Annotated in this window: 24 protein-coding genes; 14 read left to right on the top strand and 10 right to left on the bottom strand. The window is 55.1% G+C overall.

The window, feature by feature from the left end; genetic code table 11:
- Positions 1 to 3: 3 nt before the first annotated feature.
- Together KNP78_RS14210 and KNP78_RS14205 are read right to left on the bottom strand one after the other, a co-directional pair.
- Complete coding sequence (locus KNP78_RS14210; protein ID WP_214752447.1) at positions 4 to 837, bottom strand: aldo/keto reductase; 834 nt, start codon at positions 835 to 837, stop codon at positions 4 to 6.
- A 63-nt stretch (positions 838 to 900) separates the two neighbouring features.
- Positions 901 to 1,812, bottom strand: coding sequence for an MBL fold metallo-hydrolase (locus KNP78_RS14205; protein ID WP_214825103.1), 912 nt, complete (start codon positions 1,810 to 1,812; stop codon positions 901 to 903).
- Between the two features lie 364 nt (positions 1,813 to 2,176).
- Here KNP78_RS14205 and abc-f point away from each other — a divergent pair, with 364 nt between their 5' ends.
- From abc-f to KNP78_RS14190, 3 genes are all read left to right on the top strand, one after another.
- The gene (gene abc-f / locus KNP78_RS14200; protein ID WP_214825101.1) at positions 2,177 to 3,871 is read left to right on the top strand and encodes a ribosomal protection-like ABC-F family protein; all 1,695 of its coding nucleotides are present in this window, start codon (positions 2,177 to 2,179) and stop codon (positions 3,869 to 3,871) included.
- A 12-nt stretch (positions 3,872 to 3,883) separates the two neighbouring features.
- The gene (locus tag KNP78_RS14195) at positions 3,884 to 4,660 is read left to right on the top strand and encodes a hypothetical protein (RefSeq protein WP_214825098.1); all 777 of its coding nucleotides are present in this window, start codon (positions 3,884 to 3,886) and stop codon (positions 4,658 to 4,660) included.
- A gap of 114 nt (positions 4,661 to 4,774) precedes the next feature.
- Positions 4,775 to 5,686 (top strand): cation diffusion facilitator family transporter, encoded by a 912-nt coding sequence (locus KNP78_RS14190; RefSeq protein WP_214825095.1) that lies wholly within the window; start codon positions 4,775 to 4,777, stop codon positions 5,684 to 5,686.
- Positions 5,687 to 5,729: 43 nt separating this feature from the next.
- On the opposite strand, the gene KNP78_RS14185 is transcribed toward KNP78_RS14190, so the two are convergent.
- The 3 genes from KNP78_RS14185 to KNP78_RS14175 all read right to left on the bottom strand — a co-directional run bounded on the left by KNP78_RS14185 (position 5,730) and on the right by KNP78_RS14175 (position 8,340).
- Entirely contained in the window at positions 5,730 to 6,869 is a 1,140-nt protein-coding gene (locus KNP78_RS14185) for a zinc-dependent alcohol dehydrogenase (protein WP_034776693.1), read from the bottom strand.
- 106 nt (positions 6,870 to 6,975) lie between these two features.
- The gene (locus KNP78_RS14180; protein WP_214797148.1) at positions 6,976 to 7,833 is read right to left on the bottom strand and encodes a metallophosphoesterase; all 858 of its coding nucleotides are present in this window, start codon (positions 7,831 to 7,833) and stop codon (positions 6,976 to 6,978) included.
- A gap of 93 nt (positions 7,834 to 7,926) precedes the next feature.
- Positions 7,927 to 8,340 (bottom strand): organic hydroperoxide resistance protein, encoded by a 414-nt coding sequence (locus tag KNP78_RS14175; protein WP_021066776.1) that lies wholly within the window; start codon positions 8,338 to 8,340, stop codon positions 7,927 to 7,929.
- Between the two features lie 118 nt (positions 8,341 to 8,458).
- On the opposite strand from KNP78_RS14175, the gene KNP78_RS14170 reads away from it, so the two are divergent.
- Entirely contained in the window at positions 8,459 to 8,905 is a 447-nt protein-coding gene (locus KNP78_RS14170; protein WP_214752457.1) for a MarR family winged helix-turn-helix transcriptional regulator, read from the top strand.
- 20 nt (positions 8,906 to 8,925) lie between these two features.
- The gene (locus KNP78_RS14165) at positions 8,926 to 9,852 is read left to right on the top strand and encodes a CAP domain-containing protein (RefSeq protein ID WP_214797146.1); all 927 of its coding nucleotides are present in this window, start codon (positions 8,926 to 8,928) and stop codon (positions 9,850 to 9,852) included.
- Between the two features lie 42 nt (positions 9,853 to 9,894).
- Here KNP78_RS14165 and KNP78_RS14160 read toward each other — a convergent pair whose 3' ends face one another.
- Entirely contained in the window at positions 9,895 to 10,368 is a 474-nt protein-coding gene (locus KNP78_RS14160; RefSeq protein ID WP_029595900.1) for a glutathione peroxidase, read from the bottom strand.
- A gap of 162 nt (positions 10,369 to 10,530) precedes the next feature.
- On the opposite strand from KNP78_RS14160, the gene KNP78_RS14155 reads away from it, so the two are divergent.
- Together KNP78_RS14155 and KNP78_RS14150 are read left to right on the top strand one after the other, a co-directional pair.
- Entirely contained in the window at positions 10,531 to 11,052 is a 522-nt protein-coding gene (locus tag KNP78_RS14155; protein ID WP_214797145.1) for a VanZ family protein, read from the top strand.
- 290 nt (positions 11,053 to 11,342) lie between these two features.
- Positions 11,343 to 12,644, top strand: coding sequence for a murein hydrolase activator EnvC family protein (locus KNP78_RS14150; RefSeq protein ID WP_214797144.1), 1,302 nt, complete (start codon positions 11,343 to 11,345; stop codon positions 12,642 to 12,644).
- Between the two features lie 33 nt (positions 12,645 to 12,677).
- On the opposite strand, the gene KNP78_RS14145 is transcribed toward KNP78_RS14150, so the two are convergent.
- The 3 genes from KNP78_RS14145 to KNP78_RS14135 form a co-directional block, all read right to left on the bottom strand.
- Positions 12,678 to 12,884: a hypothetical protein gene (locus KNP78_RS14145; RefSeq protein WP_114165934.1), complete on the bottom strand. Its 207-nt coding sequence runs from the start codon at positions 12,882 to 12,884 to the stop codon at positions 12,678 to 12,680.
- 42 nt (positions 12,885 to 12,926) lie between these two features.
- On the bottom strand, positions 12,927 to 13,772 hold the full coding sequence (locus tag KNP78_RS14140) for a GNAT family N-acetyltransferase (protein ID WP_214825092.1): 846 nt from the start codon (positions 13,770 to 13,772) through the stop codon (positions 12,927 to 12,929).
- An 86-nt stretch (positions 13,773 to 13,858) separates the two neighbouring features.
- Complete coding sequence (locus KNP78_RS14135; protein WP_138859807.1) at positions 13,859 to 15,073, bottom strand: dicarboxylate/amino acid:cation symporter; 1,215 nt, start codon at positions 15,071 to 15,073, stop codon at positions 13,859 to 13,861.
- A gap of 211 nt (positions 15,074 to 15,284) precedes the next feature.
- On the opposite strand from KNP78_RS14135, the gene zapA reads away from it, so the two are divergent.
- The 7 genes from zapA to KNP78_RS14100 all read left to right on the top strand — a co-directional run bounded on the left by zapA (position 15,285) and on the right by KNP78_RS14100 (position 21,714).
- Positions 15,285 to 15,506, top strand: coding sequence for a cell division protein ZapA (gene zapA, locus KNP78_RS15720; protein ID WP_021066785.1), 222 nt, complete (start codon positions 15,285 to 15,287; stop codon positions 15,504 to 15,506).
- An 8-nt stretch (positions 15,507 to 15,514) separates the two neighbouring features.
- Complete coding sequence (locus tag KNP78_RS14125) at positions 15,515 to 16,051, top strand: CvpA family protein (RefSeq protein ID WP_034776712.1); 537 nt, start codon at positions 15,515 to 15,517, stop codon at positions 16,049 to 16,051.
- A 63-nt stretch (positions 16,052 to 16,114) separates the two neighbouring features.
- Entirely contained in the window at positions 16,115 to 17,830 is a 1,716-nt protein-coding gene (gene polX / locus KNP78_RS14120) for a DNA polymerase/3'-5' exonuclease PolX (RefSeq protein WP_214825153.1), read from the top strand.
- Positions 17,831 to 20,185, top strand: coding sequence for an endonuclease MutS2 (locus tag KNP78_RS14115; RefSeq protein ID WP_034776714.1), 2,355 nt, complete (start codon positions 17,831 to 17,833; stop codon positions 20,183 to 20,185).
- 7 nt (positions 20,186 to 20,192) lie between these two features.
- A complete protein-coding gene (locus KNP78_RS14110; RefSeq protein ID WP_214803894.1) occupies positions 20,193 to 20,609 on the top strand; it encodes a DUF350 domain-containing protein in 417 nt (138 codons plus the stop codon).
- Between the two features lie 140 nt (positions 20,610 to 20,749).
- Positions 20,750 to 21,214, top strand: coding sequence for a hypothetical protein (locus tag KNP78_RS14105; RefSeq protein ID WP_214825089.1), 465 nt, complete (start codon positions 20,750 to 20,752; stop codon positions 21,212 to 21,214).
- Between the two features lie 32 nt (positions 21,215 to 21,246).
- On the top strand, positions 21,247 to 21,714 hold the full coding sequence (locus KNP78_RS14100; RefSeq protein ID WP_214825086.1) for a hypothetical protein: 468 nt from the start codon (positions 21,247 to 21,249) through the stop codon (positions 21,712 to 21,714).
- Between the two features lie 301 nt (positions 21,715 to 22,015).
- Here KNP78_RS14100 and KNP78_RS14095 read toward each other — a convergent pair whose 3' ends face one another.
- Positions 22,016 to 23,149 carry an RNA-guided endonuclease TnpB family protein gene (locus tag KNP78_RS14095; RefSeq protein WP_214825083.1) on the bottom strand — a complete coding sequence of 378 codons (1,134 nt, stop codon included), beginning with the start codon at positions 23,147 to 23,149 and terminating at the stop codon, positions 22,016 to 22,018.
- Between the last annotated feature and the right edge of the window lie 202 nt (positions 23,150 to 23,351).

Genomic DNA, 23,351 nt, shown 5'->3' with positions numbered 1-23,351 from the left:
TCCTCAGTAGTGGATTTTGTGCATCTCGTTCGGGTCAGACCCGGTCCGCTCGTCGCGGTTGAGTCCATCGATCGCGTGCATCTCTTCTTTCGTCAACGTGAAGTCGAATACCTCTATATTCTCGCGAATCCGGCTCGGCGTGACCGATTTCGGGATGACGGCGACGCCGTTCTGCAAGTGCCAACGCAAGATGACTTGAGCCGGCGACTTCCCGTACTTATCAGCGATCTCGGTGATGACCGGGTCCTCGAGCGCCTCACGCCCTTTCATGAGCGGGCTCCACGCCTGAATCTGGATATCGTACCGCTGGCAGAACGCGATCAATTCTTTTTGGGACAGGTATGGGTGGATCTCGACTTGGTTCACCGCCGGTACGATCGAGCACGACTGGATGATCTGTTCGAGGTGGCTGATCTCAAAGTTCGAGACCCCGATGGCCCGAACCTTGCCTTCCTCATACAACTGTTCGAGCGCTTTATACGTCTCGACGAACTTGCCGAAGCGCGGCATCGGCCAGTGAATCAAGAACAAGTCGACATATTCGAGCCCGAGCCGGTCGAGGCTATCTTGGAACGCTTGGAGTGCCTCGTCATAGCCGTGGAACTCGTTCCACAGTTTCGTCGTCACGAAGATGTCTTCCCGCGGGACGCTTGACTCGCGAATCGCTTGGCCGACGCTCTCCTCGTTTTGATAGATGGCCGCCGTGTCGATTAACCGATAGCCGGCATCAAGCGCCGCTTTGACCGTGTCGACCGTGACCGCTCCGTCTTCCACTTTGTACACGCCGAGTCCGAGCATCGGCAGTTTCACATCATTGTTGAGTGTTGTCCATTCCATAAATTGATTCCCTCCCTCTCACCTCTTACGTTACCGAAAATCGTCCGGAAGTGAAAGCGAAAGCTACAGCCGAATGCTTTCGCCGTGCGCCTTGATCACGATTTGATCACGTTCAAGCTTTGCCGCGGCGACGAGTCGCTCATACGGCTCCTCGACGGGTTCGTAGGATAAGACGAACGTGTCCCAATGCATCGGGAAGAAACGCTTCGCGCCGCTCTGTTTGAACATCGTCCATGCCTGTTCCGGCGTGCAGTGCGCTTCCTCGAACGACTCGGGTTGATAGGCACCGATCGGGAAAAAGGCGAGGTCGATCGGCTCTTTGTTCGCGAGCCCGTTGAACGACTCGGTGTACGCCGTATCCCCGGCGAACAGCATGCGGACCCCTTTATATTTCAAGACGTAGCCGTTATAGCCCATATGTTTGTCCCATGGGAAACGATTGCCCCAGTGGGCGACAGGGATCGCTTGGACGTGGAGCCCGTTCGCGAGCGTCAATTTGTCGTGTGGATGCATCTCGAGCGTCTGTAAGCTCGGATATTTACGTAACAGTTTGCTCGTGCCTGGAGCCGAGATGACGACCGTATCGCGGGTGATCAGCCGCTTCAGGCTCTTATGGTCGAAGTGGTCCATATGGGCGTGACTGAGCAAGATGACGTCGACGTGCCCAATCTCCTCGATCGAGAGGGCGGGGGCGGTATGGCGTTTCATCCCGAACGTGACCGGGCCGACGTGGACCCCAATCCGGTTCGAGAACACCGGATCGGTCAAAATCTTTAATCCGTACCAATGGATGAGCACGGTCGAATGGCCGACCCAGGTGGCGCCGATCATCGTCTCATCGAACGAGGCGAGGTCCGGCTTGACCGTCGGGACTTTGAAGGCGGGGCGAGGCAGTCTTTGTTTGAATCGTGTATATAAGAACGTACCGACGCTCGCTAGGACAGCGCTCGGGACGAGTAGGTTTCGTAATTTCATGGCAGTCACCTCATCATCTAAGTTGGTTTAATCATACCGCTTGCGTGACGCGCTTGCATCCGCCGGAAGGTGTAGAAAAAATGGGAGATTGTGGGGCACCCCTTGCGAATCCGCTTTCAATTTGGTACGGTTGTAATAACTTAGGAAAGGAAGGTACAACGTGCCATGAAAAAGTCACACGCCCTCAACTGATGAAACGAATCATCACTGTTCGCACGAACAGTCACGGGTGAAGTGTGTCCAATTTCAGGCTACGGGGGTAACCCTTCTTTCCGCTTGACCGGAGCTCTTCACACCATCGCTTTTGAGCGGATGGTGTTTTTTGTTTCATCGCGTATCCGAACAATTAGCGAGGTGAAACAATATGTTATCAATCCAACAAGTCCGGTTCGACCACGACCGGCAACCATTATTCGACAACGTCTCGTTCGACGTGGCGGCAGCAGAACGGGCCATCTTATTCGGACAGAACGGGTCCGGCAAGACGACGCTGTTCAAGCTGCTTATCGGCGAGCTGACCCCGCAGGCAGGCACGATCGACGTCTTAGGTTCGGTCGGTGGCGTCGAACAGACGGTGTTTGACGGAGAAGAGACTGCGCTGGACTACGTCATGCAAGGCGACCCGCAGCGCTATCCGCTCTACATGGATGTCACATCAGGTGACACGGCGCGCGTGCTTGAAGCATACGACGAGGCGCTCGCAACTGACGCCTTCGGACTCGAGACCGAAGCGAGACGAGCGCTCAAACGGCTCGGTCTCGACGCACAGGACTCGATCCGGCTCCGAGAGTTGAGCGGCGGTGAACAGACACGGGCCCAACTTGCTCGGCTCACGATGCGACATGTCGATATCGTCCTGCTCGACGAGCCGACGAACCATCTCGATGTCGACTCAATCGAGTGGCTGACGCGCTGGGTGAACGAGTTTCCGGGTACGGTGCTCGCCATCTCCCACGACCGCCAGTTCATCGACGATGTTGCGACGGTCATCCTTGAATTAGACGAAGGGAAAGTCGTCCGCTATCCTGGCAACTACACGGCCTATAAACACCAGAAGGCCGAGGAACGTGTACGCGACGAGCGAGCCCATGCCCGCTACGTAGCGCGGAAGTCGGAGCTGCTTGATATGATCGCCCAATATAAGGGGTGGCATTTGAAAGCGAAAGCGACGGCGAGCGTACGGAGTCCCGGCGCGCAAAAAGGAGCGGCGAACCTCGCCGTCAAAATGAAGGCAAGGGAACGTAAGCTCGAGCAACTCGAAGGTTCTCGGCCCGATCGCCCGAAAGACGCGGCCCACGTCTCCGTCCGTTTCCAAGCCGACCCGCTCGAGGCGAAGACGTGGATCACGGTCGACGACGTCTCGTTCGGTTATGAGGAACCCCTCTTTGAGCACCTCTCGTTCACGGTGAACCGGGGTGACCGCATCTCCATCGTCGGTCCGAACGGAAGTGGGAAGACGACGCTTTTGAAACTATTGATCGGCGAACTCGCACCGGAGGCAGGGGACATCAAGCGTCACCCGAAACTGAAGGTTGGCTATTTCTCGCAGACGCTCGCGCGATTGCCGAAAGACGGGACGTTGCTCGACGCACTTCTCGCCGAGAGTGACATCACAGAGACGGAGGCACGGACGCTTTTGGCGCACTTCTTATTCCGCCGCGATGAGGTGTATAAGCCGATCCGTGACGCGAGCATGGGGGAGAAGTGCCGCATCGCCTTCCTCATCCTCTACTTCTCGGATGCGGATTTGCTCGCGCTCGATGAGCCGACGAACTATTTGGATGTGGCGACGCGAGAACAAATCGAAGCCGCACTCGACGTATACCGGGGCGGGTTGATCCTTATCTCGCACGACCGGACGTTCCATCGATTGACGGACCGGACAATCGAGCTCGGAAAGACGGTGCAAGTCCTTGAGTCGGGTGATACAAAGCCGCCAGTCGACGTCGACGCGACGCTGCGGACGCTCGAGACGTTGACGAGCGAGCCGCAAATTTTCTTCGACGAGGCAGGAAACGGGATCCCCCTTGCCGAATCGGAGAAGGGACGAAACAAATAGGGGTGGAAGAACATGAAAGAAGAAGTACGGGTATCACGGGCAGCGTCACGGAAACGGAAACGGTTTTGGCAATCAGCGACAGTGGTGTTGTTGATCGCCTCGCTCATCGGCGTCATCGCTTTCGCGGCGCTCATGGACTCGAAGAAGTCGGCGTTGCCGGAGACGGACGACATCGCGACCGAATCGGTCAACAGTGAGACGGAAGCGACAGAGGAGACCGAGGCGGAAGCAGAGGCTGACGAGACCGACGGGGTGTTCGTCTATATCGCGGCACCGTATACGAAAGTGTTCGCCGATGACCGGGTGACGGTCATCTATGAGGCCGACCTCGGCGACCGTTTCGAACAACTCGAGGCCGTCAGTGGTTTCGTCAAGCTCCAATTGAATGAGCGGACGACCGGGTGGGTGACGGAAGCGCAAGTGACGGGGGAAGCGACGAGCGTTTCCGATGACGACGTGACCGCGGCATGGAAGACCGTCGTCCCGACGGCGGATGCGGCGACAATCGAAGTGCTCGGCCAAGACATCGACAGTGTCCGGGCCACGCTCGGGGCCCCGAAAGCCGTCCAGCGTGACCAAGTGAACGAATATCATTTCTATGACGGTTTCTTCTTGATGGTGCGTGACCAACAGGTGAAGGCGATCGACTGGGACCGCCAAGCGGTCGCGACGCCTGATATGACGGCGACGAGCAGTCAAAATGCCGGCAGTTGGTATGAGGGCGAGACGCGACAATTGAAGTTGTTCCCATATGACGGGGTCATGCGGGTCCGGCTCGAACAAAAATAACTGCGATCGTCGAGAGGACATCCCTTTCGGCGATTGTTTTTATGTATTCATTCAAACGAACGTTTGAATGTTAAAGGAGAAAGGTATAGAATGAAAGGGAGAGGAGGGGATGGTATGGGTGCACATCACGATCACCACGGACATGACCACCATCATCACCATACGACGAATCAACGGGCGTTATTCTGGTCGTTCGTCCTGATCGCGACGTTCATGATCGTCGAGGTCATCGGCGGATTATGGACGAACAGTTTGGCGCTCTTGTCGGATGCGGGCCACATGCTCAGTGACGCCGCCGCGCTCGGACTCAGTTTTCTCGCCGTCCGGTTCGGGGCACGGCAGGCGACGCCGGAGCGCACGTTCGGCTATCGGCGCTTCGAGATTTTGGCGGCATTCGTCAACGGATTGACGCTGCTCGTCATATCCATCTACATCATCATCGAGGCGTATCAGCGCTTGTTCGCCCCGCCTGAGATTTTGAGCGGGGGCATGCTCACGGTCGCCATCATCGGACTGCTCGTCAACGTACTCGCGGCCTGGCTGCTCATGAGGGGTGAACGTGACAACTTGAACGTCCGCAGTGCACTGTTGCACGTGTTCGGCGATTTGCTCGGCTCGGTCGGTGCCATCACGGCGGCCGTATTGATCATGGCGTTCGGATGGACACTTGCCGACCCGATCGCGAGTCTGTTCGTCGCTGTCCTGATTTTGTTGAGCGGCTACCGCGTGACGCGGGAGGCGATCCATATTTTGATGGAAGGGACACCCGACCAAATCGACGTCGTGGCGATGCAACGTGAACTCGGTGGCGTCGATGGCGTCAAAGAAGTCCATGACTTACATGTCTGGTCAATCTCATCGAACGAACTCGCCGTCACGTGCCACGTCTTGATCGGGGCAGACACGGACGACCAGCGCGTCTTGCGTGAGGTGACGAAACGAATCCGAGAGTTCGCCACGTTCGAGCGTTCGACCGTTCAAATCGAAAGGGAAGCACAATGTTGCGAAGAACGGACGATCTGGTAAATGAACGAGCGGTCCCTGACATCTGTCGGGGACCGCTTGTTCGTTATGGTTTTAAGACGACTTTGACGCAGTCGTCGAGATGATCATTAAAGATTTTGTAGGCGTCGGCCGCTTGTTCGAGCGGTAAGCGGTGCGTAATGATGTCGGTCGGGTCGAACTTCTTGTCGACGATCATTTGGAACAGCTCGGGCATATAGTGGATGACCGGGGCTTGTCCGGTCTTCAATGTGACGTTGCGTGTGAAGAAGTCGCCCATCGGGAACTGGTTGTAGTTCATCGGATAAACACCGGTCAATTGGACGATGCCGAACTTACGGACGGCTTCCTTGGCGACTTTGATGGCGCTGAGCGTACCGCCTTGGACCATGAGTTTCTGCTCGACTTTCTCGATTGGTGATTTCTTCCCGTCAATCCCGACACAGTCGACGACGATATCGGCGCCGCCACCCGTGATCTCGCGGATGTATTTGCCGGTTTCGACCGGGTCTTTCAACAGGACGGTCTCGACGTTGTTCGACAGCTTGGCCCGATTCAACCGATAGATTTCGGGGTCGACGGCGATGACACGTTTCGCGCCGCGCACCCAGGCGAGCTTTTGCGTCATCAGACCGACCGGCCCCGATCCGAGGACGACGACCGTGTCGCCAGCCTTCATACCCGCGTTGTCTAGACTCCACCACGCCGTCGGGATGACGTCCGATAAGAACAGGAGCGCCTCGTCATCGAGCTCGCACGACTCCGGGATGACGAGCGGCATGAAGTTTCCATACGGTACTTTTAAGTACTCGGCTTGACCGCCGGGATGGTTCCCGAACTGCTCGGTGTAACCGAACAACCCGCCGGCGTCGGTGTGCGGGGCATGGTTCGAGTTGTCGCACTGGCTCTCCATGTCGTTCTCACAATAGAAGCAATGGCCGCACGAGACGTTGAACGGCAAGACGACGCGGTCGCCTTTTTTGACTTTTGTCACGTCCGGTCCGACTTCTTCGACGATGCCCATCGGCTCATGGCCGATGATGAACCCATGACGGGTTGGCATGTTCCCTTGATAAATATGCAAATCCGATCCACAGATGGCCGTCGATGTGATCTTGACGATAATCTCTTCCCGATTCTCGATCTCCGGGTCTTTCACGTCCTTGACTTCGATGTTCTTCGTTCCTTGATAGGTAACAGCACGCATATGTCCACTTCCTCCTTTTTTCAAAAACAGGTAAGTCACAACATGGATACTGTACCCGCACTCGGTGCATGCGAATCCGATTTTTAGGGAAAATAGGAAAAGGGGCTCATTGAGGAGCCCCGGTCCCAGCGACGTCGATGACGACGATCTCTGGTGGGTTGAACACGCGCGGTACACTGACGCTGTAATTGAAGCCGCGACCGATGACGTGGGTGAACGTCTCGTGCTCATATAGACCGCCGGCATACTTCGGGAAGAAGCCTTGGTCCGGCGCGTACAGCCCGTTCAATAAATAGGGAATTCGAACCTGCCCGCCGTGGGCATGGCCTGAGAGGACGAGGTCAAACGGTAAGGCGGCGTACGTCTCGACCTGCTCGGCCCGATGTGACAAGAGCAGACTGAATGCCGTCTCGGTGTCGACATCACCGAGTGAGGTCAATGCCGTCTCTTCCCAGCTGCCGTGGATGTTTTCCGTATACGTCCGCAATGGGTCCTCGAGTCCGCCGACGAGGACGTCGACGCCGTTGACATTGATTGACGCGGTCTCGTTCTCGAGCACGGTCACACCATAAGAGCGAAATACGTCCTTGACGTCGTGGCGGACGAAATCGTCCGAGCCGTCGATCTCATGATTGCCGGTCACGAAATACATCGGCGCGATCCCTTGTAGCCCCTCGATCAATTCAAACGAGGCGTCGGGGGAGCGGAAGCGGTCGAGGATATCACCGGGCAGGGCAATCAAATCCGGTGATTGGTCTCGTACTTTGTCGATCAAGACGCGCTGGTCGTCCCCGTACGAGTAGCCGTGTAAGTCCGACAGCAGGACGACTCGGAACGATTGTCCTGCCTCGAGCTTGTCCGACTCGACCGCATAATTGCGGACGGTCAGGCCGTTATAGAAGGCGGCGAGAAGAAACGCGACCCCGAGGCCGAACGTCACATATTTTCGTTTTCCTTTGAACATCATCCGCCTCCTCTCCTTGTCTATCGTTCCTTCATTCTACTCCGTAGAGTAGGGAGACGCAAAAAAAAGCCCGCTCGGAAGCGGGCCATCGAATTATGCTGCTTTGGCAGTCAACTTGACGTCGACGTTGCCGCGTGTCGCTTTCGAGTACGGGCAAACTTGGTGTGCCGCTTCGACGAGACGTTCCGCCGTCGCTTGATCCACACCTTTGATCTCGACTTCGAGTTCGACCGAGATGAAGAAGCCTTCATCGTCTTGGTTGAGCGTCACGTGTCCTGTGACGTTCGTGCCATCTGTTTTGATACGTTCTTTGCCGATAACGAGGTTCAAGGCGCTACCGAAACATGCCGCGTAACCCGCTGCGAAGAGTTGCTCCGGGTTCGTCGCTTCATCCGCGTGTTTTGAGCCAGGCATTGAGACGTTCAAGTCGATGACGCCGTCCGTCGATGTAACGCGACCTTCGCGGCCACCGATTGCAGTTGCTGAAGCTGTGAATAATGGTTTCATGATTCAATTCCTCCATTTCGTTTTTAGGCAATTAAGTTGTGCACAATCTAATTATAGGGCAGTCAAACAGATAAGCAAGTGATATGCTTGTCCTAAGACTATAGCCGGAGGAAATGACATGAAAAGTTCGTTAACATTAGAGCATCAGATTTGTTTTCAGCTCTATACCGCCTCGAAAGAATTGACGCGCCTGTATCGGCCGATTCTCGCGCCGCTCAAGCTGACGTATAGCCAGTACTTGGTCATGCTCGTCTTGTGGGAAGAAGACAATATCGACATGAAACAACTCGGCGACCGACTGACGCTCGACTCGGGCACGCTGTCGCCGCTCGTGAAACGATTGATTCAGCTCGATTACGTGGAGAAAGTCCGGGCGACCGACGACGAGCGTCGCGTCCTCTTATCCCTCACGCCGTCCGGTAGCGCACTGCGTGAGCAGGCCGAAGACGTACCGGTCAAAGTGAGTGGTATGCTGAATATAGATGAAGCGACGTACGTCGCTTATATGGAGATGCTCATCGATATCAAGACACGACTGCGTGACTTCGGTGAGCGACAGGAGTAGTTTTTTCGAAAGGAGACGCGATGTTTCGTAAACTAGTGATTCTATTGCTCGCGATCGGCATGTATGCGGCCTGGAAGTATGAAGTGCCGAACGTGTCGGCGCCGACGAGCGTTCAAGTGAAGTCGACGGAAGTGGCGGAAGAACAACAGGAACGTGCGACCGACGCGCCGCGCTTCACGAGCCAATATGCCGGGCATGACTGGTACTTGCTCGAGAAGGGCGGAGACCGGAGCCTCGAGTTGATTGATGACGACGGTTCGAAGAAAGGCCATTACCAGTTCGAGACGGGGAGCGTCTATGAAGGACTCGTCGTGGGTGAGACGACACGGCAACAAGTCGAGCAAATCGGTTTCGATGAGGTCAAGTCGTATAAAAAGGGACTCAAACGCTATTTGATCCCGGACGACCCGTCATTCAACGTCTATGCGATCGACGACGACTATGTGACGCTCTTCTTCGATCAGCACGATGAGGACAAGCTAAAGGCCGTGCTCACTGTCGACCGGGACGTCGAGGAGTCGAGTGACGGCTATTACGGCGACGTGTCGGAAGACAATCTCGTCGCGAACGAACAATTGATGCGGATGCTCATGAACTGGGACCGTCAGAAGTTCGGATTGTCGGCGCTCGCTGACTACGAACCGCTGCTCCCGGTCGTGCGCGCCCATAGTGAGAACATGGCCCGCAACAACTTCTTCAGCCATACCGATCCCGAGGGCCGCGACCCGTTCGAGCGGATGAATGAGGCCGGCATCGCCTACTCCCTCGCCGGAGAAAACTTGGCGATGGGGCAGATGAGCGTCTTCCACGCCCACTGGGGACTCATGAATTCGCTCGGCCACCGGGAGAACATTTTGAAAGATGGTTTCACGCACGTGTCGGTCGGCCTCGTCTATAATGAAGAATCAAGTCCGTTCTACACGATCAACTTCATCACCCCACGCTAAAAAAAGGATGGTTCGCCGGATTTCGGTGGACCATCCTTTTCCTTATAACAGACGTTTGACCGCCGTCTCGATCTCGTCCGGTGTCGTCTGCGGCGAGAACCGTTCGATGACGTTGCCGTTCCGGTCGACGAGGAACTTCGTGAAGTTCCACTTGATCGTCTTCGAGCCGAGCAGGCCCGGTGCTTCTTTTGATAAGTATTGGAAGAGCGGGTGGGCGTCTTTCCCGTTCACGTCGACTTTGGCGAACATCGGGAACGTCACACCGTAGTTCAATTGACAGAACTCGCTGATTTCCTCGTTCGAGCCCGGGTCTTGATTGCCAAACTGGTTGCATGGGAAGCCGAGGATATGGAACCCTTGCCCCTGGTAACGTTCATATAATTTCTCGAGCCCGTCGAGCTGTGGTGTGAAGCCGCACTTGCTCGCCGTGTTGACGATCAACAGGACGTCCCCCTCGTATTTGGATAGCGGTTGGAGCTTGCCGCTCATGTCGGCCGCTTCATATTGATAGATCATGTTGATTCCCCCTTTTTATTTTCATTATACCAATCGGAATTTCAAGACACGACTTTGAACCGGTTGTTCGCAATCAAATTGTCATGAAATGATGAAGTCGTTGTTACAATGAAACATGATGGACGGCGTATAATGAGACTCGTTGTAGAAAGGAACGGTGTTATGTACATACTGAAAAATGAATTTATATGGATCAGTTTGATCCTGATTGGCTTATTCTTCTCGAGCGCGACCCCGTATTCGGACCAGAGCATCGTCTCACCGCTCGAACGGTTCGATTGGACGTGGGCCGAACCGGTACTCTCGACCGTCGACTTCGAGTACGCCGGAGGACCAGTATCGCTCGAGGCGAAAGGGAGCGTCGGCTTGATTGAGTTCTTGATTCGGAAAGCGGCGCACTTCACCGTCTTCTTCGCTCTCGGGGCACTTCTCGTCAAAGCCGTGTCACGGACGAGACTCCATGCCGGTCTGACGATCTTGTTTGCCTGGGCGCTCGCGAATACGGTCGCCATCTTTGATGAGTTCCATCAAAGCCTGACGCCGGAGCGGACGCCGCTCATTCAGGATATCCTGCTCGACAGTTTCGGGGCAGCCTGTGGCGTCCTTCTCGTTGGCGGTTATTATTTGTGGAAACACGGCCGAACGAATCGGTCGCGATCGGGGTATGTCTCCCCAAGGTGGTAAAAAAATCATATAGGTAGTTATTTGAAAAGCGCTTTCAAGAAGTGCTTTTCTTTTTTATTTATAACGTTTTTGTGACATGGGGAAATGAGAAATCCCTTTATACCCCCATTTTTAAACGTATAAAACCTAAAACAGGTCAATGTAATGCGAATGAAATATAAGTGTAAAATAACTTTAGGTTTAGATTGCTATAATGAGTCTCAGAGCGATACAGGAATTCGCGTTTTAACTTATAAATTATTCGATCTATTTTATATAGAAATTCACAGAACTCAGCGGAGGGAAGCACATTGATTAACTTGAAGAAACTTGCAGCAACCGTCACTTTAGGAGCTCTTCTCATTAGCGGCACGACACCTGGCTATGCAGCGTCACTTACAGACAAACAGAAAAAGGTGCAGCAGCAACAACAACAAAATAACAGTGCACAAAGCAAAGCGAACGCCTCGATCCAAAAACGTGAGCAGGCAATCAGCAAAGAACAGCAAGAAATCAACAAGTTAGATGCCGAACTCCAAGACGTCATCAATGACGTCGCTCAAAAAAAAGCTGAGATTCGTGCGACACAACAAAAAATTGCGGCCCTTCAAAAGAAAATCAAGCAATACGAAGCAAAGATGAAGGCGCAAGAAGAGTTGATGAAAGAGCGCATGGCCACGATGCAAAAAAATGGCGGTGGCTCGATCGACTGGGCTGAATTCATCTTCGGTTCAAAAGACTTCGGTGACTTACTCACACGAATGATCACAGCCGGTACGATTCAAGAGAACGACAAGCAGATTTTTGAAGAATACCAAGCGACGAAAGACAAATTGGCTGCAGCGCAAGCTGAGTTGAAAGCCGAGCGCGATGCTCTCGTGAAACAAAAAGAAGAACTCGAACAACGTCAAAAGACGCTCAACAAGAAAATGAAAGAGCGCGCAGCGAAAATCAAGAAACTCAACGCTGAAAAAGTGAAGTTCGAATCGAAATTGGTGAGCCTCCAAGAAATGGAGTCAACACTCAAGTCACAAGAGAAAGCCATCAAAGCTGAAATGGAAGCGCAACGTCGTGCAGCGGAAGAAGCGAAACGTGCGGCAGCGGCAGCAGCGGCTGCGAAGAAACAACAGAGTTCAAACTCTGCTGCGAGCGCAGTCAGCACACCGCAAGCATCGGCTGCGACATCTGTACCGGCAAGTGGTGGCATGTTCCAACGCCCGGCGAACGGTCGTCTTTCACAAGGTTGGGGCGCGGCGAGCGGTGCGAACGGCTACTCGTTCCACAACGGACTTGATATCGCGGGACCAGTCGGAACGCCGATCAATGCGTCACAAACAGGTACGGTCACACGTGCTGGATGGGGTGGGGCCTACGGCAACCACGTCATCATCACGCATGTGTTGAACGGGCAGGTCTGGACGACAGTGTACGCACACATGAGCTCGGTATCGGTATCAGCCGGTCAACGTGTGACACAAGGCCAAAACATCGGCGCGATGGGTAGCACAGGGAACTCGACTGGCTCACACTTGCACTTTGAGATTCACCGTGGCGGCTACTCGTACTCGTCTTCGAGCGCGGGTAACACGGTCAACCCAGCTTCATTCTTCTAAACGTATAGTAAAAGTGATCGACGAACGCGTCGATCACTTTTTTGTTGCCTTATACGCGATCAAGGTCAGCAGGGCGGCACCGATGACGCTCAGCCAGAGCGTATCCCAGTTCGGGTCGTTAACCATGCTTCTTCCACCGAGGACCACCATATAACTGAGCACGGCGAGCGTGACGACTGTCAAGGCGGTCATCCGGACCCGGCGCGGGATGCGGAGCCACCAACCGAATAATCTGTTCATCAAAAATCGCCTCCCCCTACAGTATAGGGGAGACGCATCAAATCAGCTAGGCAATCGAATCCACGCCGAGGTGAAGATTTTCTGATAGCCGACTTCTTTATAAATCTTGTTCGATGTCGGGTTGCTCAAATCCGTATAGAGCGTACAATATTGTTTCGACGTCAAGAGCTCCCGGCTCAGCTCGGCGACGAGCGAGCGGGCATAGCCGCGCTTGCGTAACGCTTTTGGCGTGTAGACAAACGAGACGGTGACGCCGTTCGCGGTCTCGCGCGATTTTTTCGCACACGAGACGACCTTGCCGTCGACTTCCCAGACGTACACTTCTTGATTCTCGAGCATCGTCGCAATTTTTTGTGTCGCGTTTGCCTTCGACGAGACCGGTAAACCGGTATCCTTTTCGAACGCGTTATACGCCTTCACGAGGAATGCCTCATCGTCCTCGATCGCCCGTCGCATCGACCCTTCCGACAGCGGAATGTCGTTGACACGATCAAGACGATATAGGCCTTGCTCCATGAAGACTTTCGGCTCTCGCGCCGTCAGGATGTACCAGAGCGTGTAGAAATTCATCGCTAGATCAGCTTGCGAGACGACCTCGGTGAATGGGATATCACCATTTAATAGTTCAGGCACGAGCAGACGAAGGACGTCATCCTCTCGCTCAGGCTTCACGAGCACATAGTTGAGCGGATGGGGCGGCGTCACTTGCAGGATCGCGAGCACATCACCGTCATCTTCGACGGTCAGTTGAAAATACGACTCGTATCGGCCTTGCTTGATGGCATCGAGCACGCCAATCATCAAGCTGTTCTCGGCCTCATGTTCGAGCAGGTGGGGCATGACACGTTCTTCAAATCCGGATAGGTCGTTCCAACGAATCAGTTCCATGTAAACACCCTTTCTTCGTATGTATGAAAAACGGGCAAACCGCGTGGCCTGCCCGTTTTCCTCATTCTATCAAATTTTGGAGCGTATTATGCGATTTCTTCGCGCGCTTTCGCGTCGTCGAGGAGTTTCGTGTTGCGTTTGAAGTAGTGAACGATCTTGGCGATGGCCCCGTCTCCCGTGACGTTCGTCGCCGTGCCGAAGCTATCTTGTGCCAAATAGAGGGCGATGACGAGACTTTGCATCGTCGCATCGAACCCGAGGATCGAACCGAACAAACCGAGTGAGGCCATAACGGCTCCACCTGGTACGCCTGGTGCCGCGATCATCGTGACGCCGAGGGCGAGGATGAACGGAAGCACGATCGCGTAAGACATTGGCATGCCGTTCAAGTACATGAGGGCGACACCGACCGATGTGAGCGTGATGGTCGACCCTGACAAGTGGATCGTCGCACAGAGCGGGACGACGAAGTTGGCGACGCCCTCGTCCGTGTTGTTCGCTTTCGCTTGGCGAAGCGTGACCGGGATTGTCGCCGCTGACGACTGTGTCCCGATGGCCGTGAAGTAAGCCGGCATCATCGTCTTCAAGAGGCGAAGCGGGTTCTCTTTGTTGAGACCCCCTGCGATCGAGTATTGAATCAAGAGCATCGTCAAGTGTAGGACGATGATTGTGACGAAGACGAGCGAGAACACCGAGAGAATCTCAGCGACTTGTCCGGCATACGTCATGTTCATGAAAATTCCGGCGATGTGAATCGGTAATAGTGGAATGATGACTTTGCTGATGAGTAGTTCAATGATATCGCGGAAATCCATGGCCAAATCGAGCGAGCGCTTGCTTTCGATGGCGGCAATCCCGATGCCGATGACGAATGCGAGAATGAGCGCCGTCATAACGCCGAATACCGGTGGGATCTCGAATTCCATGAAGCCTTTTAAGAGCGCTTCCTCCGGGCTTTCAGCTGATGCGTTGTTACGTGTCAAAATTTGTGGGAACAGGTTGCTCGTCGCGAAGTAGGCGAGCGTCCCGGCAGCGATTGTCGATACGTATGCGATTAGTGCCGTCAAACCGACCAATTTCCCAGCGCCTTTTCCAAGTTCCCCGATTCCTGGAATGATGAAGGCGAGAATGATGAGTGGGATGGCGAAGCCTAGGAACTGTCCAAAGACCGTGTTGAACGTGACGAACGTCCGGACAATCCAGTTCTGGCTTTCTGGTACGATGCTACCGAGTAGAATCCCGAATGCGATAGCGATGATGATGCGACCTAGAAGGCCAATGCGTAATTTCAAATAAATCATCCTCTCTTAATGTTTGAATTGTTGCTATTTTCGCACATTTCATGCGGTGTTGCCACCCTATCTTTCATTTTTCAATGAAGATTGACGTTTGACAACTTTGAAATAGGGTATCACAAAATGTTGGAGTGGAAAAGCGAGGGACCTTCTTCTTTTCCTAATATACAAACGATGTTATGATTAATTTTGAATAGACGTAAAGGAGGGGTGACGCGTGCAGGTACAACGAACAACAATTCATATCGCGGGTCAAGACTATACGATCGTCAGCGAAGAGCCGGCCGATCATGTGAGGGAAGTGGGCTTTCTGGTCGATAGCAAAATCCGTGAGATTCGTGAACAGTCCCCTCATCTAGACGCTCGTCAGGCAGCGGTGCTCGCCGCTATCCAAATCGCGAGCGATCACGTCAAAACTAAACGAAATACGGGAGAATAAATCACTTTATGGTTACTCTACTTATACTGTTTTTCTTGTTCATCGGAATCGTTAACGGGTTCCGTCGCGGGGCAATCTTGCAGCTCGGCCATTGGGTCGCGCTCATCATCAGTTTCCTCGTCGCCAATGCATACTACCGTGATCTCGCCGAAGCGTTCAAGCTTTGGATTCCGTATCCGTCGCAACTCGATGGAACGCTTCCGAAAGGTGTCATCGATTTAAACGCGCTCACGGGGCTCGAGATGACATTTTATAACGTCTTTTGGTTCGTCGTCTTGTTCGTCATCACGAAACTTGTCTTGCATCTCATCCTATCGATGCTCGACTTCTTGACGGACTTGCCGATCTTGCGCCAATTGAAAGGCATCATCGGTGCCGTCCTCGGTTTCTTCGAGGCGTATGTGATCACGTTCTTCATTTTATGGGTCATCGCCTTCGTGCCGATGGCAAGCGTCCAAAGTGCGGTCGATAACTCGTCGCTCGCGACGTACATCATTCAAGACACACCATACCTCTCAGAATGGTTCTCGAATAAGATGTTGTAACACGACAGGCCGGAATGCAAGCTAGTGCTTGTGTCTCGGCCTTTTCTGTATGGAAAAGGGGGAATTTCAATGAATAAAGTTGAAGCGATAATGCTGTTAGAAAAGATCGCGCAATATATGGAGATTAAAGGGGAGAACCCGTTCAAGATCAACGCCTTCCGGAAAGCCGCGACGGCGCTCGAGAACACGGAGCTCGAACTCGAAGACATCGAGGATTTGACGACGATCTCCGGTATCGGCAAAGGGACGGCCGCCGTCCTGCAAGAGTGGCGAGACACGGGCCGCAGTGAAGTGCTCGAGTCACTCCAAGAAGAGATCCCATACGGTCTCATGAAACTGCTCAAAATCCAAGGGCTCGGCGGCAAGAAGCTCGCCAAGCTCCGTGAGATTGGCGTCGTCGACCTCGAGACACTCATTACCGTGTTAGAGGACGGCACGGCCGCAAGCCTGCCGGGATTCGGGGCCAAGAGCGTCGAGAAGTTGCTCACGGCGGCAAGGAACCTCGAGTCACGTCCGGAACGTTTGGCGTACGCCATGATGCGTCCGGTCGTCGAAGAGATTGAGACGGTGCTCGAAGCCGAGCCGCTCGTCTTGCGCCATTCGGTCGGCGGCAGTTTCCGCCGTGCCGAGGAGACGTGTAAAGACCTCGACTTCATCATCGCGACCGAGGAACCTGTCGCCCTCCGCGACAAGCTGCTCGCCCTCCCGTTCATCAACGAGGTCATCGCGGCCGGCGAGACGAAAGTGTCGCTCGTCCTTGAGCGCGAGGAGATGGTGTCGGTCGACTTCCGCATGGTCGAACCGGGCGCCTTCGCCGCGACGCTCCATCACTTCACCGGCTCGAAAGACCATAACGTCCGGATGCGCCAGCTCGCCAAGGCGAAGGGTGAGTCGATCTCCGAGTATGGCGTCGAGACGGCGGACGGCCTCTGGCAACCGGAGACGGAAGCCGAGCTGTTCGAGCGATACGGTCTGCCGTTCATCCCGCCGGAGCTCCGGGCAGGGAACCTTGAGTTCGAGCACGACATCTCGAAGCTCGTGACGCTCGACGACATCAAGGCCGACGCCCATATGCACACGGTCTGGTCGGACGGGAAGCTGACGGTCGACGAGCTCGTCGCGGCGATGAAAGCACGCGGCTACGAGTGGATCGCCATCACCGACCACGGCAAATACATGTCATTCGTCAACGGCTTGACCGAGGAACGGCTCGAGGCGCAAGGGGAAGAAATCCTTGAGGCCGCGAAGAAGCACGACATGCACGTCCTACGCGGTGTCGAGATGGACATCCGCCCGGACGGGACGCTCGACTATGAGCCCGAGTTCTTGGCGACGCTCGACTACGTCGTTGCCTCGATTCACTCGAAGATGGACCAGTCCGTCGACGAGATCATGGCCCGGCTCGAGAACGCCTGCCGCTCGCCGTACGTCAACGTCATCGCCCATCCGACCGGTCGCCTCATCGGGCGCCGTGACGGCTATCCGATCGATGAGGAGCGCTTGATCGCCCTCGCGAAAGAGACGGGGACGGCGCTCGAGTTGAACGCGAACCCGAACCGGCTCGATTTGACGGCCTCGACGCTGAAGAAAGCGAAGGCGGCCGGCGTCAAACTGATGATCAACACCGACACGCACCACCCTGATATGATGGAAGATATGGCACTCGGCGTCCTGCACGCCCGGAAAGCCTATCTCGAACCGTCAGACATCATCAACTGCCTCTCGTTCGAGGACGCCAAGGCGTTCATCGACGCGAAGCGACAGAAAGGAACATGCTAGATGGATCACGCGTTACGCGTTTTAGAATATGAAAAACTACGCCAGCAGCTCGCTGCCCACGCCGCGAGCTCGCTCGGCAAAGAACGGGCGCTCAACATGCAGCCCGACTATACGTACGACCGGGTATTGTCGAACTTGAACGTCACCCGTGAGGCGACCGAGGTCGTCCGACTCCGGGATCGTCTCCCGCTCGGTGGGCTGACCGACGTCCGCAGTGAAGTGAAACGGGCCGCCATCGGCTCGGTCCTCTCGACGAGCGAACTGCTCGCCGTCGCCGCCGTCATGTACAGCGGGCGCCAAGTGAAGAACTTCTTCGAGAAGCTTCATGAGGATAATGAAGACCTCCGCATCCCGCGCCTCGACGAATACGCCGAGCGCTTGACGAAGCTGATCGAGGTTGAACAGTCGATCCGTCACGCCATCGACGACCAAGGCACGGTCCAAGACTCGGCGAGCGACCGGCTCCGTGGTCTCCGGACTCAGCTCCGCAGCTTTGAAGGCAGCGTCCGCTCACGGATCGACAACATTCTCCGCAACAACGCGAAGATGCTGTCAGACGCCATCGTCACAATCCGGAACGACCGTTACGTCGTCCCGGTCAAGATGGAGTACCGCCAAGCGTTCGGCGGGATCGTCCACGACCAATCGGCATCGGGTCAGACGCTCTTCATCGAGCCACAGGCAATCGTGTCAATCAACAACGAGATTCAAGAAGTCCGCCTGAAAGAGCGCGCCGAGATCGACCGCATCTTGAGCGAACTGTCGAACCTCGTCGGCGGTGTCGCCGATTCGGTCGTAATCAATCTCGACGTGCTCGCCACGCTCGACTTCGTGTTCGCGAAAGTCGCCTACGGCCATCAGCTCAAAGCGACGGAGCCGAAATTGAACGACGAACGCGAAATCAAGTTGAAACAGGCGCGTCACCCGTTCATCCCGCAAGATGAGGTCGTGCCGATCACGGTCGAGCTCGGTGAGGCGTTCACGTCGCTCGTTATCACCGGACCGAACACCGGCGGTAAGACGGTGACGCTCAAGACGCTCGGATTGCTCCAACTGATGGTGCAGTCAGGTCTGTACGTACCGGCCGAGTTCGGGACGGAGTTGTCCGTCTTTGACGCGATTTACGCCGACATCGGGGATGAGCAGTCGATCGAGCAGAGCTTGTCGACGTTCAGCTCGCACATGACGAACATCGTCAGCATGCTCGACAAGATCGACTTCATGTCACTCGTCCTGTTCGATGAGCTCGGTGCCGGGACCGACCCGCAAGAAGGGGCGGCCCTTGCCATCGCCATCCTCGACGAAGTGAAACGACGCGGCGCCCGCGTGGCGGCGACGACGCACTATTCGGAACTGAAAGCTTACGCTTACAACCGCGAAGGCGTCATGAACGCCTCGATGGAGTTCGATATCGAATCACTCAGCCCGACGTACCGCCTGTTGATTGGCGTACCGGGCCGTTCGAACGCGTTCGAGATCAGCCGACGTCTCGGTTTATCGGAACAAGTCATCGACAAGGCACGGAGCCACGTCGGCACCGACGCCGAATCGGTCGAATCGATGATCAACGAGCTCGAGGCGGCCAAGCAACGCGCCGAACAGCTCGAGAAAGAACTCATCGTCAAACGCCACGACCTTGAAGAAGAGCAGGCGGCGTTCGAGGCGAAGCTGACCGATTTCGAGCGCGAGCGCGACACGATGTACGGCGAAGCCGAGGCTCGTGCCGAGAAGGCCGTCGAACAGGCGAAGCGCCAGGCGAACGAAGTCATCGACCGTTTGAAGAAGCTGCGCGCAGAAGGGATCGTCAAAGAGCACGAGATCATCGCCGCGAAGAAGCAGCTCGAATCGGCGAAACCGACGCTCCAAGAGAAAAAGATCCAAAAAGTGAAACAAAAAGCGCAACAGAAACGTACGTTCAGTAAAGGCGAAGAAGTGAAAGTGACGACGTTCAACCAAAAGGGCTATATCGTGAAGCAATTGAACGACAACGAGTACAACGTCCAAGTCGGGATCATGAAAGTGAACGTCAAAGCGGACGACCTTCAGAAGATCGGCCCATCGAAAGAGCAGTCGCTCCAGTCGAAAGGCAGCTCGCTCAAGCGTCAGAGCTCGACGAAGTCGGAGCTCGACCTGCGCGGCGTCCGGGTCGAAGAAGGGCTTTCCCGCCTCGACAAATATATCGACGAGGCGCTCGTGTCCGGATATGACAACGTCCGTATCATCCATGGTCTCGGGACCGGTGCGATGCGACAGGCGACGCAAGAGTACCTAAAAGGACATCGTCACGTGAAGAGTCAGCGCCCCGGTGGGATGGGTGAAGGCGGACTCGGAGTCACGGTCGTCGAACTGAAGTGAGGGTATGATGATAATGGGGAACGTAACGTTTGGTGTATTGCTTGAATCGCTCGGTCTGTATTCAATCGCCGGACTCATGATTGTCGTCGGTCTCGCCATCTTCGAGGTGACGACACCGTACAGCAATTGGCGCGAGATTCAAAAAGGAAACATCGCCGTCGCGCTCGCGACCGGCGGGAAAATCGTCGGTCTCGCCAACATCTTCCGCGTCGTCGAGAGCCATCACGACCAGACGATGGATGTGTTGGTCGGAGGGAGCTTCGGCTTCTTCCTTCTCTTGACGACGTATTGGTTATTCGAATTTTTGACGCCGTCGCTCAAAGTGAACGAGGAGATTGGGAAAGGGAATATCGCTGTCGGACTGATGGCGTTCCTGCTCTCGATTGGGGTCTCGCTCGTCGTCGGCGCGGCGTTGGTGAGGTGAAGACATGGTATATGAGAGACTAGCGAAGATTCTCTTCATCGGGGCCGGCCTGTTTTTAGTGGCAGCGGCACTGTGGTTTATCTTTTATTGAGTGAAAGCGACGTTTTCGGACGTCGCTTTTTTTGAAAGGGGAGACAAGTGTGGCAATCGATTTGAACTTTTTGATGACTACGGAAGACTATGTGCTCGAGACGGAGTCGTTCCAGATGAAGGGTGTCACCAATTATCCACTCGAATGGACATTTTTCGGGGCAAGTGACCCGACGATGTTGCTGACGTGGGACGCAGAACGCGACCGAATCAGTATCCGTTTTGAGCAATATGCGGTGTTTCTTGGGACGATCGAGGACCATAGTATTCATGAAGAAGGTCTACGCAATTCCTGCCCAATCGTGAAACTGAAGACGTCCCGATTCACACGATTCGCCGCAGAGAACATGGGGACAGAACGTGTCAACACGTACCAAGGTGAACTATCCCATTATGTGATTCGGACGTTTGAACAAGAGTTTCACGTCTTGGCATACGAAGACCCGACCGTCATCGACTTGGGGAAAGTTGGAGATACAGGGGTTGTGGTCGAAACCATAGATGAAGTTTCGTAAGAAAGCCTAACAGTTGCGAAGGAGGGTTGATGATGAAGAAGTTACTCTTATCCGTCGCTCTGTTCGCAGGAACAATGATGGCTTTATCCGCTTGTGGAGGAATGGGCACGGTTGAAACGATTGACGACAGACCCGTCATCCATTTCGATGCGGCTTCCATCATTTCGTCAGCGCGCGACCATCAAATCAAGATGCTCACGCTATCGAGTGTTCCGACCGATGTCGTCGCCATATCTGGAGCGGTTAAAGAATTGCAGGGCATGCAAGCAGACAACGACACGTATTTAGCCGAACTGGAGGGCTTGCAGCATGAAGTTTCTGCTTCCGATGAGTATAAAGACCTCGTTGTCGAATATTTAGAAGCGGAAAACGCGTATATCGATCAAACCATCGAGGCCTTATACGGTGGAGGCTCGAGCCGCCCAAGTCGATTTTCGATGGAGTCGCTCTACTCGCGAACAAACGCAAAAGTGTCAGACTTTCGATATGAGCCAAAATGAATGGCTAAATAATATGAAAACGTGTATGCAGATGATGTGATACACGTTTTCAGCCTCTACATCGACGTATTCAAAAAGCCTCAATCTAATAGATTACATCGCACAGCTCTAAACTCAGCTATGTGACGTAATTTGTAGTGAGGTTTTTTTGATTTTTAGTTGGTTACAGAAATCAACCCTTAAGAAGGCAATCAATCTAAACTGAAATGTTTCTCTAGACGTGCGTGAACTACTCACCACTTGCTTGCTCGCAACCTGAAGTGGGAGCTTCTTGGGAAGACCGTGCTTCGACCAGCCACGGTTATTTGCCAAGCTCGTCGGGCAGTCCCTGCCCTGAGGTGTTCCGGTCGGCGAGACGCAGCAGGTTGAGGCTCGCGTTGACGTCGCGGTCGTGGTGTGCGCCGCATGCGCTGCATGTCCACTCGCGGATATGCAGGTCCTTCTTGCCGCCGTTCTCGCCGCAGCTCGAACAGACCTGGGTCGAGGCGAACCACGGGTCGGCCTTGATCAGTGTCCGTCCATAGAACCTGCATTTATATTCGAGTTGCCGGACGAACTCGCCCCACCCGGCGTCCCCGATCGACTTTGCCAGGCGGCGGTCCTGCATCATCTCCCTCGTTCGGAGCGTCTCGACCACGACGACTTGGTTCTCGTCGACGATGCGTCGCGACAGCTTGTGGAGGAAGTCGTGCCGGCGGTTCCTGACCTGCTCGTGCTTCTTCGCGAGGATGAGCCTGGCCTTTTCGCGGTTCCTGCTGCCCGGTTTCTTGCGGGCGAGGGCGCGCTGCGCTTGTTTCAACCACGCCTCGGCCTGTCGCAGGTTGCGCGGGTTCGCAATCTTCTCCGTGACGAGATCGTCGTCCGTCATGGTGGCGAAGTGTTCCAACCCGAGGTCGATCCCGATCGTGTGCTCGGCCGGGACCCATGGCTCGTCGTCCTGCTCGATGAGGAGCGACACGAAGAACTTGCCCGTCTTCGTCATCGATACGGTCGCCGAGCGGATTTCCCCGTCGAAGCCGCGATGCTGTGTGAACCGGATGAACCCGACCTTCGGGAGCCGTACGCGGTCCTCCTCGATGCGGATCGTGCCGCGTTGGTTGTTCGTCGTGTAGGAGGCGCGCGATTTTCGTCTCGACTTGAACACCGGGAAGCCGGCGGTCCCGGCAAAGAACTTCGCGAACGCCGTGTCGAGGTGCAGCTTCGCGTTGGCGAGCGCGAGGCTGTCCGCCTCGCACAGGAACGGGAACAGCGGCTTGTAGGAGGCCGGTGTCGGTGGTTTCCGCCTCGGCCCGCCGCTCGCCATCGCCTCCTCATGGATGGCGATGCGGTCCTCGAGCAGCTTGTTGTAGATGAAGCGGGTGCAGCCGATCGTCTTGATCAGGAACTCGGCCTGTGAAGCCGTCGGGTGGAGCCGGTATTTGTAGCCCTTCAGCATGTCCGTCCCTCCTTTGCCCGGTGCCAGGATGAAGCTCGTCCCATTCCGATACCCGCGGAGGGGGCGAGGAAATCTGACGGAATCGCGAACTTTTGTTCGTCGTCCTGTCACAACGGTGGCCGAGGGCGTCGGGGACGGGCAATTCATCTCCCACCTTCGCTGGGCTTCGCCCGAGACGCTTAGAGGTGGGAGAATTCTCGCC

This window comes from Exiguobacterium sp. s28 (assembly GCF_018618135.1).
Lineage (GTDB): Bacteria > Bacillota > Bacilli > Exiguobacteriales > Exiguobacteriaceae > Exiguobacterium > Exiguobacterium mexicanum_A.
The sequence above is the reverse complement of the archived record's forward strand: the minus strand, read 5'-3'. Positions and strand labels throughout refer to the sequence as shown.

What these genes read in the sequence shown, in the direction of transcription:
- KNP78_RS14185 (WP_034776693.1), bottom strand. Translation starts at nt 6,869, where the DNA reads ATGCGTGCTGTTACCTATCAAGGAACGAAGAACATCGAAGTCAAGGAC.
- KNP78_RS14115 (WP_034776714.1), top strand. Translation starts at nt 17,831, where the DNA reads ATGGATCACGCGTTACGCGTTTTAGAATATGAAAAACTACGCCAGCAG.
- KNP78_RS14190 (WP_214825095.1), top strand. Translation starts at nt 4,775, where the DNA reads ATGGGTGCACATCACGATCACCACGGACATGACCACCATCATCACCAT.
- KNP78_RS14140 (WP_214825092.1), bottom strand. Translation starts at nt 13,772, where the DNA reads ATGGAACTGATTCGTTGGAACGACCTATCCGGATTTGAAGAACGTGTC.
- KNP78_RS14205 (WP_214825103.1), bottom strand. Translation starts at nt 1,812, where the DNA reads ATGAAATTACGAAACCTACTCGTCCCGAGCGCTGTCCTAGCGAGCGTC.
- KNP78_RS14110 (WP_214803894.1), top strand. Translation starts at nt 20,193, where the DNA reads ATGATAATGGGGAACGTAACGTTTGGTGTATTGCTTGAATCGCTCGGT.
- KNP78_RS14135 (WP_138859807.1), bottom strand. Translation starts at nt 15,073, where the DNA reads ATGATTTATTTGAAATTACGCATTGGCCTTCTAGGTCGCATCATCATC.
- KNP78_RS14160 (WP_029595900.1), bottom strand. Translation starts at nt 10,368, where the DNA reads ATGATCTATCAATATGAAGCGGCCGACATGAGCGGCAAGCTCCAACCG.
- KNP78_RS14095 (WP_214825083.1), bottom strand. Translation starts at nt 23,149, where the DNA reads ATGCTGAAGGGCTACAAATACCGGCTCCACCCGACGGCTTCACAGGCC.
- KNP78_RS14175 (WP_021066776.1), bottom strand. Translation starts at nt 8,340, where the DNA reads ATGAAACCATTATTCACAGCTTCAGCAACTGCAATCGGTGGCCGCGAA.
- KNP78_RS14195 (WP_214825098.1), top strand. Translation starts at nt 3,884, where the DNA reads ATGAAAGAAGAAGTACGGGTATCACGGGCAGCGTCACGGAAACGGAAA.
- KNP78_RS14100 (WP_214825086.1), top strand. Translation starts at nt 21,247, where the DNA reads ATGAAGAAGTTACTCTTATCCGTCGCTCTGTTCGCAGGAACAATGATG.
- KNP78_RS14180 (WP_214797148.1), bottom strand. Translation starts at nt 7,833, where the DNA reads ATGTTCAAAGGAAAACGAAAATATGTGACGTTCGGCCTCGGGGTCGCG.
- KNP78_RS14170 (WP_214752457.1), top strand. Translation starts at nt 8,459, where the DNA reads ATGAAAAGTTCGTTAACATTAGAGCATCAGATTTGTTTTCAGCTCTAT.
- abc-f (WP_214825101.1), top strand. Translation starts at nt 2,177, where the DNA reads ATGTTATCAATCCAACAAGTCCGGTTCGACCACGACCGGCAACCATTA.
- KNP78_RS14155 (WP_214797145.1), top strand. Translation starts at nt 10,531, where the DNA reads ATGTACATACTGAAAAATGAATTTATATGGATCAGTTTGATCCTGATT.
- KNP78_RS14145 (WP_114165934.1), bottom strand. Translation starts at nt 12,884, where the DNA reads ATGAACAGATTATTCGGTTGGTGGCTCCGCATCCCGCGCCGGGTCCGG.
- KNP78_RS14210 (WP_214752447.1), bottom strand. Translation starts at nt 837, where the DNA reads ATGGAATGGACAACACTCAACAATGATGTGAAACTGCCGATGCTCGGA.
- KNP78_RS14165 (WP_214797146.1), top strand. Translation starts at nt 8,926, where the DNA reads ATGTTTCGTAAACTAGTGATTCTATTGCTCGCGATCGGCATGTATGCG.
- KNP78_RS14125 (WP_034776712.1), top strand. Translation starts at nt 15,515, where the DNA reads ATGGTTACTCTACTTATACTGTTTTTCTTGTTCATCGGAATCGTTAAC.